Annotated in this window: 13 protein-coding genes; 9 read left to right on the forward strand and 4 right to left on the reverse strand. The window is 39.7% G+C overall.

Translation table 11 applies throughout. The features are described from left to right. Positions 1–173 precede the first annotated feature (173 nt). Together CXF95_RS27485 and CXF95_RS27490 are read right to left on the reverse strand one after the other, a co-directional pair. Positions 174–758: a DUF4917 family protein gene (locus CXF95_RS27485; protein ID WP_101201587.1), complete on the reverse strand. Its 585-nt coding sequence runs from the start codon at positions 756–758 to the stop codon at positions 174–176. 206 nt (positions 759–964) lie between these two features. Further along, the gene (locus CXF95_RS27490; protein ID WP_101201588.1) at positions 965–1,558 is read right to left on the reverse strand and encodes a hypothetical protein; all 594 of its coding nucleotides are present in this window, start codon (positions 1,556–1,558) and stop codon (positions 965–967) included. 1,523 nt (positions 1,559–3,081) lie between these two features. Between CXF95_RS27490 and CXF95_RS27495 the strand changes: the two genes are divergently transcribed. The 7 genes from CXF95_RS27495 (at position 3,082) to yghU (ending at position 9,675) form a co-directional block, all read left to right on the forward strand. Further along, a complete protein-coding gene (locus CXF95_RS27495; RefSeq protein ID WP_101201589.1) occupies positions 3,082–3,444 on the forward strand; it encodes a hypothetical protein in 363 nt (120 codons plus the stop codon). Next, positions 3,437–4,036 carry an ABC-three component system protein gene (locus CXF95_RS27500; protein WP_101201590.1) on the forward strand — a complete coding sequence of 200 codons (600 nt, stop codon included), beginning with the start codon at positions 3,437–3,439 and terminating at the stop codon, positions 4,034–4,036. Before CXF95_RS27495 ends, CXF95_RS27500 begins: the two co-directional genes overlap by 8 nt. 59 nt (positions 4,037–4,095) lie before the next feature. Beyond that, the gene (locus tag CXF95_RS27505) at positions 4,096–4,536 is read left to right on the forward strand and encodes an ABC-three component system middle component 5 (protein WP_369809354.1); all 441 of its coding nucleotides are present in this window, start codon (positions 4,096–4,098) and stop codon (positions 4,534–4,536) included. Continuing rightward, complete coding sequence (locus CXF95_RS27510) at positions 4,526–6,430, forward strand: AAA family ATPase (protein ID WP_101201592.1); 1,905 nt, start codon at positions 4,526–4,528, stop codon at positions 6,428–6,430. Before CXF95_RS27505 ends, CXF95_RS27510 begins: the two co-directional genes overlap by 11 nt. Positions 6,431–7,247: 817 nt before the next feature. Continuing rightward, positions 7,248–8,270, forward strand: a complete 1,023-nt coding sequence (locus CXF95_RS27515) for a rhodanese-related sulfurtransferase (RefSeq protein WP_101201593.1) — start codon at positions 7,248–7,250, stop codon at positions 8,268–8,270. Between the two features lie 107 nt (positions 8,271–8,377). Next, positions 8,378–8,623, forward strand: a complete 246-nt coding sequence (locus CXF95_RS27520; RefSeq protein ID WP_198556731.1) for an EF-hand domain-containing protein — start codon at positions 8,378–8,380, stop codon at positions 8,621–8,623. A 182-nt stretch (positions 8,624–8,805) separates the two neighbouring features. Further along, a complete protein-coding gene (yghU, locus tag CXF95_RS27525; RefSeq protein ID WP_101201595.1) occupies positions 8,806–9,675 on the forward strand; it encodes a glutathione-dependent disulfide-bond oxidoreductase in 870 nt (289 codons plus the stop codon). Between the two features lie 78 nt (positions 9,676–9,753). On the opposite strand, the gene CXF95_RS27530 is transcribed toward yghU, so the two are convergent. Then, positions 9,754–10,950 carry a dipeptidase gene (locus tag CXF95_RS27530; protein ID WP_101201596.1) on the reverse strand — a complete coding sequence of 399 codons (1,197 nt, stop codon included), beginning with the start codon at positions 10,948–10,950 and terminating at the stop codon, positions 9,754–9,756. A gap of 184 nt (positions 10,951–11,134) precedes the next feature. Beyond that, positions 11,135–13,294, reverse strand: coding sequence for an alpha-galactosidase (locus tag CXF95_RS27535; protein WP_101201597.1), 2,160 nt, complete (start codon positions 13,292–13,294; stop codon positions 11,135–11,137). A 651-nt stretch (positions 13,295–13,945) separates the two neighbouring features. Between CXF95_RS27535 and CXF95_RS27540 the strand changes: the two genes are divergently transcribed. Further along, a complete protein-coding gene (locus tag CXF95_RS27540; protein WP_101201598.1) occupies positions 13,946–16,711 on the forward strand; it encodes a TonB-dependent receptor in 2,766 nt (921 codons plus the stop codon). Positions 16,712–16,870: 159 nt separating this feature from the next. Then, positions 16,871–18,406: a tryptophan halogenase family protein gene (locus CXF95_RS27545; RefSeq protein ID WP_232788078.1), complete on the forward strand. Its 1,536-nt coding sequence runs from the start codon at positions 16,871–16,873 to the stop codon at positions 18,404–18,406. The last annotated feature ends 4 nt before the right edge of the window (positions 18,407–18,410 follow it).

The following is an 18,410-nucleotide window of genomic DNA, read 5'->3' on the forward strand; positions in this document are numbered from 1 at the left end:
TAAGCCATTTTTAGCTGAAACTTTAAATGCGGAAAATGCAGTGGCGGAGCCACCAAAGCTGGTATCGGCAATGCCGATTTATCTTGTTCTCTTACGATGGGTGTTCTGTTAATTGCCTTTCAACTGGGCGAAGCCGATTTTTCTTTTCTTCTTACGATGGGTGTCCATGTAATTTAATGTAATTTTACAATGGGTGTCCATGTAATTTTATGCAGAAAATATACATTTTGATCTTCTGCATTTTCCCAAGTAGTGTGACGAAAACCATCATCTGTATGATAGCCTCGTGGATTAATATCAAATTTGTTAACAATCCAATAAAGTAACAAATCATAATTCAACGTAAAAATATTCTTAAACTGAATAATAAAAGGTTTTGCACTTTCATATTGTTGAGTTGTTATATTGCTTGATCTCAAAGGGTGGGTTTGTGAAATAACCTGAATGAGAGAGTTTTTTAATTGCTCTTGGTCAATTTTAATTTCATCAATCTTAGCCTGATCGACTGCATAACTATCACAAACCAATTCAGCAGCCTCAAGTGCTCTCATAACTTTTTCAAAGTCAAAAGTATTAAAATTAGTAAAAATATCTCTAATAATCGAATTACGAGTTCCAAAATTCGCTTGTTGAAGTAAATTTTGATAATTAAAAATATTGTGATTCCATGCTTGAGAAAAGCCATTTGCTAATAAAATGGATGGTTTTTCTTCTGCTTCAAGAGCGTTAATTTTATCTTCGAATGTTTCTAATGGCATTATACTTTCTCATGTTCATATATTGCTGATTGAACTCTGTTAATTTTAATTATTGTAACGTAGCGGCTAAGGATTGATTCCCCGACTTGCTAACGCCGCTGTAATGGGTTTGGGTGAGTTGGCGGCCTTTGTGCGGCCTTTGTGCGGCTTTTTGCAAAAATGATGACGGCTTATCCAAATCTTAATTCACAGCATTGTTATGCACTTTACTCAATCGGAAGGCCAAGATAAAAGCGCACAACTCTTTTAGCTGTTTGTAGTAAACCTTGATTTATTGTTGATGAATGTATTTTTATAGCCATTGTTACTGATACTTGGTCTTTAAGAAGGTCTTTAGATTCAAGACCATTTAGCTTAAGTAACTTGGCCATTAGGATCTCATCGGCTTTTGGCATATTTGCCGCTTGATAATACGCTGCGAAGTTTTTATCTAAATGCTGCCCAGAGTGCTTACTGAGAAGTTCAGCTAATACGCTACCGCCAACGTCCATGCCTTGTATTAAAATGCTGTCTTCATAAATGGCAAGGTCAGTATCAGTGATTATTGACCAATGTAAATTAGCCCAAGTGTACGCTACGCCCTCTATAAATATGCTGTCCTGGTTTGCAGATTCAATGATGCCTGTTTCATGGAGGGTGTTTTGTAAATCAAGGCCACCATACAAGCATAACTGGTACATCGTGAATACAACCTGATCAGGTTGTATATCTGATAGGTTAAGCCTTTTCACAATATTTTCAGGAGCCAGCTTCCGATACTCTTTGTAAAGGCTCCCTCTTTTACTCTTGAACCAGAACATATGACACTACCTTGGTTTGATTGCATAACAATATTAATAGCCGGAAAAGTTCCGTGTTTAAACACGGATTTTTTACGTCTTTCTACATGACCTATTTCTATCACAGCCTCTAACCTATTGTACAGGTTAACTTTATTACCATTTTCTAATGTTACGATTGGAGAAAAACGGAACTTTTCCTAGATCTTGCTTTTATGCGGAAGTTTATCTACTACTGGGCAAGTAATCAGTATGAAATAATTAACAGGAAATCCAAGATAATTGATTTTTAGCCAGTGGCGGAGCCACCAATGAAAATCAGCAAAGCTGATGCTTTTGTCTTTTGCTCTACCCTCGACTCAAGGCTCGCCAATTATTTATCCTATTTTGTGGGTCAATCGCCATGGATAGGCGATTGAGCGGTGCGCCGTCTGGAACGGCTCAGCGCGACCTACGAAATGGGATAAATAGTTGGATGAAGAGCATTGCCCTCGAGCGGCACTTTTTGCTTACTTTATGCTGCTGTAGGCAAAAAGTAAGTCGGGCGAAAGGGATTTCGTGTGAAAAAAGCCATGGAGGGTGGTAAGCGTTAGCGCATGTTTTAACTCTTTATAGAAACAAACGCACGCTTCGCGCCATCATCCCTGATGGTTTTTGACTAGAATCCTTTCTAGCCAGTTACTCTTTTTATAAAGTGCGTCCATGCACTTTACCTAAAGGCCAGCTAAAGCTGTTCCATATTTATCCCGTAAATATGGTCAACAGCAAAAAAGAGTAACCAGAAAATGCCGCTCGCTGCTAAAGTTTTTAACCGCACAAAAAGACTTATTTTAGGGTCGTTCCAAATGAGTCCCTCCAACTTCCACTCAAATGGCATCCTTGCCATTTGCCCCTAAAATAAGCCTTTTTGTGCTGAAACTTTAAAGGCGAAACTGGACTCTTTAGAAGCACAGCTTCGCCCAGTTGAGCATCTCGACAAGGAAGTCGAGATTGAGTGCCGATCATCATGGATGTGTGATTGACTAAGTTAAAGTGGTTACATCGGGTGGGTATATGTAATTGCCATTTAGGGCAAAGAACTCAAAGCAAAAGCACGCTTCGCGCCATCTTCCGTGATGGTTTTTGACTAGAATCCTTTCTAGCCAGTTACTCTTTTTCAACAGCAAAAAAGAGTAACCAGAAAATGCCGCTCGCTGCAAAAGTTCTTAACCGCACAAAAAGACTTATTTTAGGGTCGCTACAAATGTGTTCCATCCAACTTTCGCTCAAATGGCATCCTTGCCATTTGCCCCTAAAATAAGCCTTTTTGTACTGAAACTTTAAAGGCGGAAAAGCAGTGGCGTTGCCACTAAAGCGGGTATCGGCAAAGCCGATTTTTCTTGTCTTCTTGAGATGGGTGTCTTCTTTATTGCCATAAAATGTTGATTTTTATGATTTTTATGATTTTGAGTGATAATCTAACCGAGCGTTTGTTAAAAGCTTAGTTAAATCGACTTTTAACACATATTTTCAATTTTAACAGAATTCAACTGAGCAGATAAAAAATGGATATTTTAAAGCTGACCGCTAAAAAAGCCCCTTACTCAACACTTGCTGCATTTTTGGTTTACTTCATTTTCTCAAAGGTAATTGAAGTGAATCAGAGTGAGACCATCTTGATGATTATTGTTGGCCTAACGTTTACTATTTCTCTTTTCTTACTAGTATTCGGTTCTCGGAAGAAAGATAAAGTAGAGCCGTCTGATAACTTTATATCTGGTATTAAGACAGATAAAGGTGATGTGTTCATTGGAAATAAAAACACTAGGTCTAATAAAATTCCCCCTCAAAACTCGGAGATTAAGGACGTAGATATTAACACTGGTGATGTGTTTATAGGGAATAAAAAGAGCTTAGAGGATGAGTAAAGAGTCTGATGAGCCCAGTGAAGGACCTAGAATATCAGGCGTCAAAATTGACAAAGGTGACGTTTTTATTGGAACTAAAAACCAATATAGCTTTAATTTTGAAGCTCCGAAAATAAATCCTCAGGCAATTCTTATTCTTGTTGAGCAATATAAAAATATTGACTGTAAGAGTGAAGAATTTCGGTCTATTAAAGATGAATTAGAAGAATACGATAAGCCAAGGCCAGCGCGCGATATCATTGGACTTGCTAATAAACTAAAAGCAGGAGGACGAGAAGACTTATTGGATGAAGCGACTGCTTGTAAGGATAAATTCGCAAAAAGGCTATCAAGGTATGAGTTCTCTACCCATCATGCAGCGATCCACCTTAATCTTTTGAGCCGTATCGAAGAAAAATTTAATTCATTGATTGTTCCAATGATTAAAAACGAGGAGTCTTCAACTGTAATCGATCTGGCGATATCCCAATTAATTATTCTGCCGCTTGCCGACGAAGTAGCTCCAGCCGATGCGACTTTAACTCCAAAGCAAATTAGAGGAATGATGTTTCTTTTAACTGGAAATTGTTACTTGAATTGGCATATAAAATGATTATATATCATCCCGCCAAGGACCCTAATCATTGCATTTACCGACTAATATCTTTGTTGATGAATATAGAAGGTGGGTGTTCGTTCGAAAAAATTAGAGTGTTAGACTTTTACTATTCATTCCCACATTTATTAAAAAAAATATCTCCGTGGCCGAACGATATCAAAGCCTATAAAAAATACGTTGTAAACATTCCAGGCGCTTATGAAAAGATTTCCAATCAACGACGGTTATTCTTTGAAATGAATGAAATACATAAAGAAGCGGTTGGAATTTTATGTGCCAAAGGAATCTTAAATAAAGAGTTATTTGAAAATGGAACGATTGCTCTCGACAAAGATAATTTACCTGTAGGAGTTGCTGATTTGGTTATTCACGATACTTTTGTAAAATCTGATGTTTTTAAAGTCATCACCGAAGGTCTCCTGTCATCAAAGTGGGGTGGAAAGTCGGGATTGAAGGAAAAGACAGGGTTGTTGGAGTACAAATATGATGAATAATAATAAGTTGATAATTAGACGGGTCATCATAAATTCAGGTTCCAAAGTTGTATATGACGAGAATTATCATGTTGGCTTGAACGTGATAAGAGGAGCTAACGGAACGGGTAAATCTACAATAATGGAGCTTATCTCCTATGGTTTGGGTGGTGATATCAAAAAGGACTATTGGAAGGAAGAAGCGCTTGAATGCACTAGAATAACTTTAGCCCTAAAGATGAGTAACAAAGATTACGTACTTCGAAGGGCAATTGAAGGAGAAGCGAGTAGACCTCAAATTGAGATTTTTGAGGGGACGTTAGAGGAGTCACTTGAAAAAGGTCCTGAGTGGACCTCTTACAAGAATGCCAAATCTGAAAATCGGAAAAGCTACTCAATGCAATTGTTCAGTCTGTTAGGCCTTGAACAACACATTACCGCAGATAGTGACTCTTTAACTCTTCATCAACTACTGAGGATTTTGTATATTGACCAGGATACTCCTGCGTCCAAAATTTTTAGAACCGAACCATTTACTTACGATAAAGAGTCTATGAGAAAAGCTATTGGAGAATATGCTTTCGGCTTTGATGACTTGGAAGCACATTCATTAAGACAAAAACTTTACGAGGCCACCAAGAAATTCGAAAAAGTAGATGATGAACTAAAAACTATATACAAGGTATTAGGCGCAACAAATATCAAAGCTACATCAAAAGAAATCGATGCGGAAATTAAGGTGTTGCTAGAAAGTCTACAAACATTGGATATAGCAAGATCTGCTAAATCAGAAGACATTTCACCTAGTGAGACATCTGAAATTGAGTCACATTCGAGTGTTATTAAAGAAAGTATTGAGCAACAGGCCTTATTAATTTCCGTTATAGAGTCTGAATTTACAAGTGTTTCTTATGACATTTCTGAAAGCTTAGAATTCCTTCAATCTCTCGAATATCGAAGAAGTTCTCTACAACAAGCGCAAGTCACACACAAAGACATTGGAGCAGTTAACTTTAAATATTGTCCAAGTTGTTTTTGTGAAATCACCGAAACTGAGGACGAAGAAAATTGTGTACTCTGTAAAGCAGACTGCCAGAAAGATTTGACAAATGAAAGCTATATTCAGGCTTTGAATGAACTTGATTTTCAAATGTCTGAGACAAAGTTGATGATGAGTAAGCAAAGAACAACAAGAGCTGAATTAGAAGCGAGTTTAAAAAATCACAAAGAAACACTTCAGCAGCTAAGAATTAATTACAACGAAATTAACTCGTTTTCTAGTGACTTTGAGCAACAAATCGCCAGTTATGCAAATCAAAAGGGCTTCATCCAAGCTCAAATCGAAAGCTTGAAAGAGAGACATTCATTGGCGTCAGATCTCGATCAAAAAAGAGATTATAAGAACGATTTACAGTCAAAAATAAATGAGTTGGATTTATCTCTAAGACTTATTGAAAGCAGGAACAATATTAGAAGAAAGTCGGTTAGAAATAAGATTTCCAACAAAGTAATTGAAATACTCTCTGAAGATGGTGTAGAGAATGCGTTTAATAATGCTAGTAGTTTCGAGTTTGATTTTGCTACTGATAGCATGAGATTGAATGGGAGAGCCAACTTTTCTGCTAGTTCAAATGTCATACTCAAGAATTCTTTTCACTTGGCAGCTTTGCTCGTATCTGTTGAGGATAGTCAATTCAGAATTCCTTGTTTCTCAATGTTTGACAACATCGAAGATAAAGGAATGCAGGAGAAAAGAAGTCAAAATTTTCAAAGAATAATAGCTGAAGAGTGCAGTGAACTGGAAGGTGAATTTCAATTAATAATGACAACCTCCATGGTGGTTTCCGACTTAAATAATGATGATTTTGGGGTTGGTCCTTACTACTCAGTAGGTGAGCATACTTTAAACATGTGATCGTTGAATGTTAGGACGATTTAATTGTTATTGACTATAAAATTAAACTTATTGGTAACGGTAAGTTTAATAATTTTTTTAAACTTGTTACTACAAATACGTTGTACCAATTTGAAGCAAATACATGCGGGTCCGGTTCGTTGAATCCAGTTTCATCCAATCCATTCGCCCCTAAAACAAGTTGATTCTTACTGTACCTGCAGGGTCAGGTTCGTTGAAATCAGTTGCATCCATTCTATTCGTCCCTAAAATAAGTTGTTTTTTGCTGAAATTATAATAAAAGATGAAAAGGCAGTGACGAAGCGACCAAAGAAAATCGGCAAAGCAGATTTTTAATCTTTTGCTCTACTCTCGACTCAAGGCTCGCCACTTATTTACTCATTTTTGTAGGGCAATCGCCAAGGACAGGCGATTGAGTAATGGCTCGTCTGGAACGAATCATTACGACCTGCAAAAAGGAGTAAATAAGTGGATGAAGAGCATTGCCCTCGAGCGGCACTTTTTATGAAATACGTCCTGTATTTCACCCTTCTGGCCATCTTATTGATGTTCAAATTTTTTCCAGAAAAATTTGTGCTTACTTTATGCTGCTGTAGGCAAAAAGTAAGTCGTACAGCAAGCGGACGCCGCGCGGGATGCTGTTTGAAAAAAGCCAGGGATGGCAGTAAGCGTTAGCGCATGCTCTAAAAGCTCGAAGTTTTACTCGCTAGTCCAAGCAATGACAAACTCCCAGCGCTGGCGCAAAACCCCACAACCTGCTACCATCCCGCTCCAATTTTTGCTCTGGGATTACGCCCCAACTCGCAAGGTAGTTATTATGTCAAATATTTCAGGTTCGTCTGAACCATCAAAATACGTCGTCTGCGCGTTATATAAATTTGTCACTCTTAAAAACTTCGAAGCACTTCGCCAGCCTTTACTCCAGTTTATGGAGTCTAATAATATCAGGGGCACCTTGCTTCTCGCACAAGAAGGCATTAACGGTACCGTGTCTGGCACTCGCCAAACCATTGATGCATTGCTTGAATGGTTAAACGCTGATGAGCGGCTTAATCCTATATCAGTGAAAGAATCTCTTGATGAAACTCAGCCTTTTCATCGCACTAAAGTTAAACTCAAAAAAGAGATTGTGACTATGGGGGTAGAAGGTATAGACCCTCTCAAGACAGTGGGCACTTACGTTAAGCCTGCTGATTGGAATGCTTTGATTTCCGATCCTGAGGTGTTGCTGATTGATACTCGTAACGATTATGAAATTGAAATTGGTACTTTTAAGCATGCGGTTAATCCAAATACAGAATCTTTTCGTGAGTTTCCTCAATACGTAAAAGATAATCTTGACCCAGCTAAAAACAAAAAGGTCGCGATGTTTTGCACTGGGGGGATTCGTTGTGAAAAATCCACTGCCTATTTAAAAGAGCAGGGGTTTGATGAGGTGTATCACCTTGAAGGTGGCATTCTTAAGTATTTAGAAGACGTACCCAAAGACAATACCTTATGGGAAGGCGCCTGTTTTGTGTTTGATAACCGCGTGGCGGTGAATCACGATTTAGAAAAAAGCCATTATGACCAATGTTATGCGTGCCGCTTGCCTATTACCGAACAAGACAAACAAAGTGACGTATTTGAAGCGGGTGTGAGTTGTCCCAAGTGCCATGGTAAACATAGTGAAGAACAACTCGCGCGTTTTAGAGAGCGTGAAAAACAAGTGGGTTTAGCCCAAGAGCGTAATGAAGAACATTTGGGTTTAGAAGCCCGCAAGGCCATCAAGTTAAGACGCCAACAAAAGGCTGCTAGTCGCCGAGCGCAGCGCTCTGCTATGGGTAAAAGTAACGGTTGATTAACTTAAAAATAGACGACTTATTTGACCGGGTTATTAATAGAATATAGACACTGACTCAACATAAGCGTTAAACTTAACTCATTAAAATAAAAGTTGAAGAAATTATGTCTGAAAAAGCATTAGACCCCGAAAAAATTGCAGAAGCTCGAAAAGAGTTTGATTTCTTTGATGCTGACGGCAGCGGCACAATTGGCTTAAGAGAGTTTATTGAGTTGTTAACGGTTTTATCGCCTAAAACCAAAGCGAGCCATGTTCAAGAAGGCTTTGGCCTGATCGATAAGAATAACGACGGTTCTATCGACTTTGAAGAGTTTTTAGAATGGTGGCAACAGTCTTGGTGGGAATACTAGCGTTAGTGGTTGGTTTCATTTTATAAAAAGGGCTTCAAATTTTTGAAGCCCTTTTTAGTTTTTACAACCTGTTCTTTTCTGAATGGTTTATGTTTGAGGTTTTACCCCCATAACTGTTGAAAGCTTTATGATGTTTACTCTTATTCATACTGATTCACTTTATTTAAACGGGAAACCTTAATATGACAGATGCAACTTACGTCCCTCCTAAAGTCTGGACTTGGGACGCCGATAGTGGCGGTAAATTTGCCAATATCAATCGACCTATTGCGGGTGCAACTCACGATAAAGTGTTGCCAAAAGGTAAACACCCCATACAATTACATTCTTTGGCGACGCCTAATGGCGTAAAAGTCACTGTGATGTTAGAAGAATTGCTGGCGGCCGGTTTTACTGGGGCTGAATATGATGCTTACATAGTGAATATCATGGAAGGAGAGCAGTTTGGCAGTGGTTTTGTGGATATTAATCCTAATTCAAAAATACCTGCTTTGATGGACAATAGCACCAATCCACCTACTCGTGTATTTGAGTCGGGATCCATTTTGTTGTATTTGGCAGAAAAATTTAACGCATTTTTACCCAGTGATCCTGCGAAAAAGGCAGAGTGTATGTCATGGTTGTTTTGGCAGATGGGCAGCGCACCTATGTTGGGTGGCGGATTCGGACACTTTTATGCTTACGCGCCAGAAAAATACCAATACCCAATTGACCGTTATGCGATGGAAGTAAAACGTCAACTTGATGTACTCAATATCCATTTATCAGATAAAGAATTTATCTGTGGTGACCAATACACTATTGCTGATATGGCTATCTGGGCATGGTACGGCGCTATGGTACTTGGCAAATTATATGAAGCCGCTGAGTTTTTAGATGTCGAGTCATATACACATTTACTGCGCTGGGCCAAACAGATTGATGCCAGACACGCTGTGAAGCGCGGTAAAATGGTGAATCGCAGTTGGGGCCAGCCTGAAGGGCAATTACGTCAGCGTAATGACGCCAGCGATTTTGACAATAAGACGCAAGATAAGCTCGCCGAAGACTAAAATGCTAGGTCCAAGGCAAGACAAACATATAGGCAATAAAAAGCACCTTATTAATAAGGTGCTTTTTATGTTGTTGTTTTAGTGTTTAGCTGCGTACTCTTCGTTGGCTTTCCACACCCGCATAAAGTTACCGCTAAGGATTTGAATAATATGTGCATCAGTGTATCCGCGATTTATCAAACCTTGTATTAGGTTGGGATAAGTTGACACGTCTTTTAAATTTGTAGGTAGAGAATCACCCACACCGTCATAATCAGAACCAATGCCAACATGGTCAATGCCAATCAGTTTTACTACATGGTCAATATGATCTAATACGCTGTCTAATGTGGCATAAGGCAGTGGGTTTTCTTCAGCAAATTGGTCGCGAAAGTGTTTATATTCCTCGCTGTCTTTACCAAATTTTTCTTCTGCCTCTTTTTGTCCTGCACTGCGTTTTTTACTCCAAGCATTGGCACGTTTGGTGACAAAGGTTGAACCAAAGTTAATTTGGATCACGCCGCCATTTTTGCCCAGTGCTTTGATCATATCGTCGTCCATATTACGCTCAAAGCCAGGTGTAAACGCTCGCAATGAGGAGTGTGAGGCAATGACGGGGGTTTGACTTATTTCAAGGGCTTGATAAAAAGCCGCATCAGAGACATGGGAAATATCAACCAACACCCCTACTTTATTCATCTCGGCTACCAATTCTTTACCGAATGGACTGAGCCCTTTCCATTTGCGGCGTAAATCGTAAGATGAATCAGAGATATGATTAGCCATTGAATGGGCCAGTGTTATATAACGAATACCCCGTTCATAAAAATGTTGTAGGTTGGCTAAATCACCTTGAATAGGAGAGCCATTTTCCATACCTAATGGTAGTGAAATCAAACCCTTTGCAAATTGTTGTTTAACCTCAGCGGTGCTGGTGGCAATGGCAAATTTATCGGGTGCACGGCCTACTATCGCTTCAACGTAATCAATCAGCTTGTCGGCTAATTTAGTTGAGTTGGCCGAATTGTCTAAACTGGCTGGAATATAAATCGACATAAAAGGTGCATTCAGTCCACCTTGTTTGGCGCGAGGGTAATCAAAATCACCATCTGCTGTGGCCTTGGTAACATCTACCCATTTTTTTTCGAGGCGGTAAGGCACGTCGATATGTGAGTCAATTATGATGTTTTCTTGGGCTAGTTTGTGGGCTTTATCGCTGACTGTGATGGCCAAAACAGAACTAACATACAATGTACTGATGGCAAATAATGCGCCGAATTTAAGTATTTTATTCACAATAATAGTTTCCCGCTATTTAATAATCTCACGACCGATCTATCTCTATAGATTTGCTGGTCATAGTCTAAAGATGCTTGTTGAGGAGAATTCCTCTAATGTGATTCTATAGGTTGATGAGATAAAGTGAAAGAGCCAGCAATATTGCCGGCTGTTTCATCGCTGTACATTGATCTTAACTAGGTTAATTAACCTTAGTTAAATGGAAAATCAAGCTATTTTGTGGTGTTAGCAAAGGTAATTGCATACCCAGTTGCATCAATACTTCACCCGAGAACTGTTTGCCATCTATATCGGGTAGATACGTTTTAAAATTAAAGATTGAAGCTTTAGGCCAATGGTCGCCTGATTTTATTGGCCAGATAATATCCAATTGATATAGCGCTTGTTTGTCTAGTCCAGCAAAATGGAATTGGTCTGGTAACGAAGCTGAACTACATGCAATCAAGCTATACGAAAATAGCGCTTCAGATTTATCTTCTGCGACTATGCCTAATCCATGCATATATTCAGGCAATTCCAGTCGGAACAAATCACCAGAATGCACAAGTTGCCGGTGTTTTTTATACAGCTCAACCATGGCTTTTAACTCGACAGTTTCTTCGTCGGTTAATTCACGCAAGTCCATTTCCATGCCCATATGACCAAACAAGGAGACCGATGCGCGCATGGCCATATTGATATTTCTATGGGTGATATGACAGTCTCTGGGTCCCACATGAGAGCCCATTAACTCAGCGGGGAAAAAGTAGGAAAAACCTTTCTGGATTTTTAATCTTTCTAACGCATCGTTTGAGTCTGATGTCCAAATGCGATCGGTGTGTGCTAACACGCCATAATCTGCGCGGCCGCCGCCAGATGCACAGCTTTCAATCTCTACAGTTGGGTGCGCAGATTTTAGCTTGGCTAATAACTGATAAAAGGCACGAGTTTGATTGTGAACCGCAGGTTTTCCATTGGCATCACCTGGATGATTGATATCTCTGTTCATATCCCATTTGATGTATGAAATATCGTACTCAGTCAATAAACTGTCAATACGTTCAAACAGATAATCGAATACTGCTTGGCGGCTTAAGTCTAATACTAATTGATTGCGGAATCCGACTTGAGGATTGGGTGGACAGCCTAATACCCAGTCAGGATGAGCACGAAATAAGTCACTATTTGGGTTAACCATTTCCGGCTCAAACCAAAGGCCAAACTCTAAGCCTTGGGCTTTTACATGGTCGATAAGAGGCGTTAAGCCTTGTGGGTAGTATTTTTTGTCTACGTACCAATCACCTAAACCTGCGGTGTCATCATCCCGCCCGATAAACCAACCATCATCTAATACAAAACGTTCTGCTCCTAATGCGCTGGCACGAGTGGCTAAATCCTTTAATGTATCTACATCGTGGTTAAAATAAATGCCTTCCCAAGTATTGTAATGCACTGGCCGAGGTTTGTTTTTGACTGACTGACGTATTAAATGTTTGCGCACATATTGATGGTATTGCTGAGAAAGGGAAGACAAACCTTCACGGGTATAACTAGCGTAAAGAGTGGGGGAATTGTAACTTTCGCCTTTTTGTAAAATAATTTCACCGGGTAATAACAGTTCACCCATTTGTACATAGGCACGTCCATCGCCCATTTTTTCTGCAATAATTTTATGGTTACCACTCCAACCTAAATGAAACCCGTAAGCTTCGCCTTGTAATTGGTCGGTGGTTTTGGTGCGCATGATGAGTCCTGGGAAACTATCATGGGAGGTTCTTCCACGGCGGTTTTCCCGTACGTACGAACCAAAGTTTTGCTCTAAATGATGTTCTTGGAATTCACCCGCCCAGTGTCCTTCAAAGCCTATGATATGTTTAAAATAGTTTGGAATGGGGAAGGTAGCTGCCGCACACCAATCCAAATGAATAGCGCTATCGCTGTTATTCACCAGCTCTGTCGAAATGGCCAACACATCGGTCTCTGCGTCCATATTAAGTGTATGAATAATGTGGAGATTACGACTGGTATCAGTGTTAGTTATTTTATAGTGATTGGGCGCTATACACTCAATTTTGGATATTTCAGTTAACACTGACCATTGATCCGTTTCCCCATGCAAACTTAGACCAGGATGTCCGGTATATCCTTGGCCTATGGTAGGCGTTAAAGAACGACGTATTTCTTTCATGGGTGAAGCGGGCGCTTCTTGCCTTAAACGCAACGTGCTCATCATCTGCCCTGTACTTTGTGTTGAGAGCTTTTCACGCCAGTACATAATTTGTGGTGCGTCATTATTACAATCGATGACTAAGCTGCTGTTACGCCCAGTAAGTGAAATATAGTTTTGTGGAGAATTTGTCATATCTGGGTTTTTAACCTTATTGAAGCCGCTTAGAAAGCTGACACCAAGAAATTTAAGGGTGTTATAGCGTGAGAAGAATATCTTTTGCAATTAAAACTAGCCAACTTTTCTTAGGTTTTGACTAAAACAAACGTTAAAAAACTTCAAATGTAAATTTTTTGATTGGGCTGGCAGGCTATTTGTTAACAGAAGATAAATAACAATAAATTTTATGTATCATTAAAATAAATACTCTTCTGTCTTATATAAGTGTAAGTTGTGCACACATTTAGCACATGTGTAACAAAGTTACGCACGCTTTTGGCACATATGTAACAAGGTTGCGCACGATTTTGGCACATGTGTAACAAGGTTGTGCACGCTTTTGGTACATATGTAGTATATGACTTTGGTAAAACTATAGTGAGTTGCGAGTTAATATTTTACTTCAGATTGTTGACCTAACGGTTAACAAAACAGCAACGTGCAATTTTTTATGTTGCAATTATGTTAACAAAGTTGTTGTTGGAGGTTGCTGCTTGTCTGTTTTACTGGAGCTGGCAGGGTAAAAATAATAATAATAATAATAATAAAAATAATAATGCTAATGAATACAAAAAGTTATTTCATTCTCAAAATAATAATTAATCAGACAAAAACAGGACACATCATATGAAAAAAAATTATCTTTGGACGGCTGTTAAAGCCGCTTTAATAATCCCTACTGCAAGTTTGACCCTATCAGCCGCTAATGCACAAACGGCTCCAGCAGCAGATGACAATATGGAAGTCATTGAAGTGCGTGGTTTGATTAGTAGCCTTAAACGTTCATTCTCTGATAAAAAAGAAGCGCTTATTGTTTCAGATGGAATTGCAGCGGAAGACATAGGTAAATTCCCAGATCAAAACGTAGCTGAATCGTTACAGCGTATTACCGGTGTATCAATAGATCGCAGCGGTGGTGAAGGACAGTTAATCTCAGTCCGTGGTTTTGGACCACAGTTTAACTTAGTCACAGTCGACGGTCGTCAAATGGCGTCAGAGCGAGCTGGACGAGAATTTAGTTTTGATACTCTTGCGTCTGAATTAATCGCAGGTGCAGACGTTTACAAAACCTCTAATGCAGCTAACCAAGACGGTGGTATCGGTTCGTATATCAACTTGAAAACAGCCAAGCCTTTCGATATGGACGGCTTTACTGCTGTAGGCAGTGTTAAAGGCACTTATGATAGCTTATCTGAAGAAACCGACCCAGCATTCTCAGGGTTAGTGAGTAACACTTTTAATGACGGTACTTTGGGGGTGTTGTTGTCGCTCTCTGTTCAAGAGCGTCAAGCTCAAATCAACCAAGCTGACACTCGTGGTTATTACCGAGTAGATAGAATTGCCACCAACGATTTTGACGCAGCTGCAGGAACCGGTAAAGAAGCGTTTAATGTATGGGTTCCTCGTAACCTTGATTTAACGTCTAACTCAGAAGATCGTACCAGAACCAGTGGTACATTAGTGGTTCAATACGCTCCTCGTGACGACATTACGTTAACGTTTGACGGGTTGTATTCGAAGTTTGAAGTAGAATCACAAGTGAATAACTATGCTAACTGGTTTACGCCTGGAAACTTCCGTGATTTTGAAGTCGATGCTGCCACTGAAACTGTTAATTATTGGTCACATAATGCCTTCAATGATCCCACTGGCGGTGGCGCTGGAGCGACTGATTTTGTGCAACAAGGTTTGGATCGCAACGTTGAGATAAAAGGTTTTGGTTTTAACGCAGACTGGCAGCTAAGCGAACAGTTTAATGTCAATATCGATATTTCCAACTCATCTGCTGAAGATTTAAGTGGCGACCAAAGCCGCGTCTTTACAGTTATGGGTTATGCGAACGGATATACCTACGACTTCACTGGTGGTGGCGCTCTACCGTCATTTTCTTCAGATGGTATATCTGGGCCTTTCACTGAGTCTGATGCAAGTAAATTGCGCGCTCACTATGTGGAGCGTGGTGGTGACGAGCGTGAAGATGAAATCACTGAAATGCGTGCAGATTTCACATATACCCCTAATAGCGAAACATTCACTCAATTAAAATTCGGCCTTTACACCCAAGACAGAACCAAGTCAGCAAAAGTATTTCAATCACCTAGTCTACCAAACTGTTTCTATTGTGGTTATGGTTTAGATGCACCTGATGAACTGGCTGAGTTAATCACACCGAATGGTTGGTTTGACGGTATTCCAGGTTCTTTCTTTGGTTACAACGTAAATGATTATTTAGCCTTTTTGGAATCAGACGCAGCTATCACCGCCCAATCTATTAACAGAGGTGAAGATCCAGCTACTAATATTGCTGCTTTTGCATCATTAAATGGTTATACACCTGTTGAGCTAGGTACCAGCTTTGAAATTGATGAAGAGATACTATCAGCCTATGCAGACTTCGTATTTCAAGGCGATGTAGGCGATATGCCATGGACAGTTAATCTAGGCTTCAGATACAGTGAAACCACTACTACTGCTTCTGGTAATCAAGCGACATTGTTGGACATTCAACAAAACCCGTTAGATGGCACAATTCTAGATCAAATATATCTAGAGGACGCATCTGGTCAAAGGTTATCTGTGCCCATTTCTATCAGTAATACTTACACTAACTTATTGCCTAGCTTGAATGTTAAGCTTGAAGTGGAAGAAGATATGTTATTGCGTTTTGGTTACTCTGAAACTCTTACACGTCCAACTATGGCTAGTATGCGACCTGTAACTAACATTGGTTCAACTAGACCTGATTTATTGTTAGCTAGTGGTGGTAATCCAAACTTGACGCCATTCTTGTCAACAAACTGGGATGTGTCTTATGAGTGGTATTACGATGATGCCAGTGCCGTCTCTATTGGTTTATTCAGTAAAGAAGTGGAAGGTTTCATTACTCAGGCTCCTTCTCCAGAAGAGTTTTCTTTAGCCAGTGGTAGTTATGAATTTAGTGTTACCCGCCCACGTAATGGAGAAACTGCTCAAGTAGATGGATTAGAATTGGCTTGGACTCACACTTTGGAAAGCGGTTTCGGTTTTCAAATGAATGCTACTGTAGTTAACAGCGCTAGTGATGGTACAAAATTGGAAGGTTTAGGCGACTCTCAAAACGTGATTGGGTTCTATGAAAAAGATGCTTTCCAAGCGCGTATTGCTTTCAATAACCGTGAAGCTTTCTTGCAAACTATTGCAAATGGAGACACTGGACAACCAGAGAATGTAGGAACTTACGGCCAATGGGATGTAAGTGCTAGTTACGACATAAACGAAAATTTCACTGTCATCTTTGAAGGTATTAACGTTACCGACGAATATGTTGAAAAATTCGGAGCCATACCTACTCATTTCACTGAGCAAGTGAGATCTGGTTCGCGTTATGCTGTTGGTGTAAGAGGTTCATTTTAATCCTTGATTAAATTGTTCGTTTAATACAAAAAGGGGGGCTACCCCCCTTTTTGTATTAATATCCAAGTCACTTATAAAAAAGCTTATAAAAAGCATATTGTCAGGTTACTTGGATATTAATAACACACTGTTAATTTTTTAGTTGGTTCACAAAGGTAGATGCGCTTGTCGTCAGAAATTAAACGGATCATTGTCTTAGGTGGTGGAACGGCTGGGTGGATTACCGCGGGGCTGCTGGCTAAAAAACATGCTGGTGGTGTGAAAGTGACACTGATTGAGTCACCAGACATTTCCACCATAGGTGTAGGTGAAGGGACTTGGCCTACTATGCGCCAAACGTTAGCAAAGCTTGGTGTACCAGAAGCTAAATTTTTGCAAAAATGTCACGCCACGTTTAAACAAGCTAGTAAGTTTGTGAATTGGATAAATCCAGAAAATGATACGTATTACCACCCGTTTACTGAACCTCAAGGATTCAATAAAGTGGATTTGTCGCCTTACTGGCGTGAAGCGACTCAGAGTGAATGCTCATTTTCTCAGGCTGCAACCTTTCAACATTATTTATGTGAAAACGGTTTAGCACCAAAGACTATTGCTAATAAACAGTACGAAGCCGTGGCAAATTATGGATACCATCTAGACGCGGGACAATTTATAGAATTACTCCGTGAGCACTGTACCGCAGAGCTTAAGGTTGAACTGATAAGCGATACAGTCAGCCACGTTTTGATGGCTGAAAACGGGGATATTAAGTCCTTGGTGACCAAAGAAAACGGTGAGCTAAGTGCAGAACTGTATGTAGACTGTAGCGGCATGCGAAGTAAATTGTTGGGGGAAAGCCTTAAGGTGCCCTTTTTACCTTGTGACGATATCTTTTTCTCTGATACCGCTCTTGCCACTCAAATACCTTATACAGATACCCACTCACCCATTCCTAGTTGTACCATTTCTACCGCTCAGGATGCGGGATGGATCTGGGATATAGGATTGCAACATCGAAGAGGTGTGGGATATGTGTATTCCAGTCAATTTAGCACCCAAGAGCAGGCATATGACACCTTAGTCCAATATCTGGGTGATAAATGCAAAATTGATAAAATCAAGAAAATAGAGTTCACCCCGGGACATAGAGAAATTTTTTGGAAAAATAACTGTGTTGCTGTGGGCTTGTCTGCTGGATTTTTAGAACCTTTAGAAGCTTCGGCTTTGATGTTAGTGGAAACCTCAGCCAATTTTATTGCTGAGCAATTGCCGGCTAACACTCAACAAATGCCGATGGTGGCGAAAAGGTTTAATGCTAGCATGTTGATGAAATGGCGAGGGGTCATTGACTTCCTTAAGTTACATTATGTATTGAGCAAAAGAGACACACCATTTTGGGTCAAAAATCGTGAACCAAGTTCAGTCCCCGACACGTTAAAAGAGTTATTGGAACTTTGGCGTTTTCGCTCGCCATCAGAGTATGATTTTACTGATAATATGGAAGCCTTTAGCGCGGCTAGTTATCAATATATTTTATATGGTGCAGGATTTCAGACTGATTTTTCTAGTAAGGCTTATTTGTATGAAAAATCGGCATTAGCCACAAAACAAATTATGTTAAATCGCCAACGATTAGAACAACTTAAATATTCGTTACCTCGTCATAGAGAGTTATTAGATAAAGTTAATCAAGTTGGCTTTTCAACTATTTAATTTA

Source organism: Paraglaciecola sp. MB-3u-78, assembly GCF_002835935.1.
Classification (GTDB): Bacteria; Pseudomonadota; Gammaproteobacteria; order Enterobacterales; family Alteromonadaceae; genus Paraglaciecola.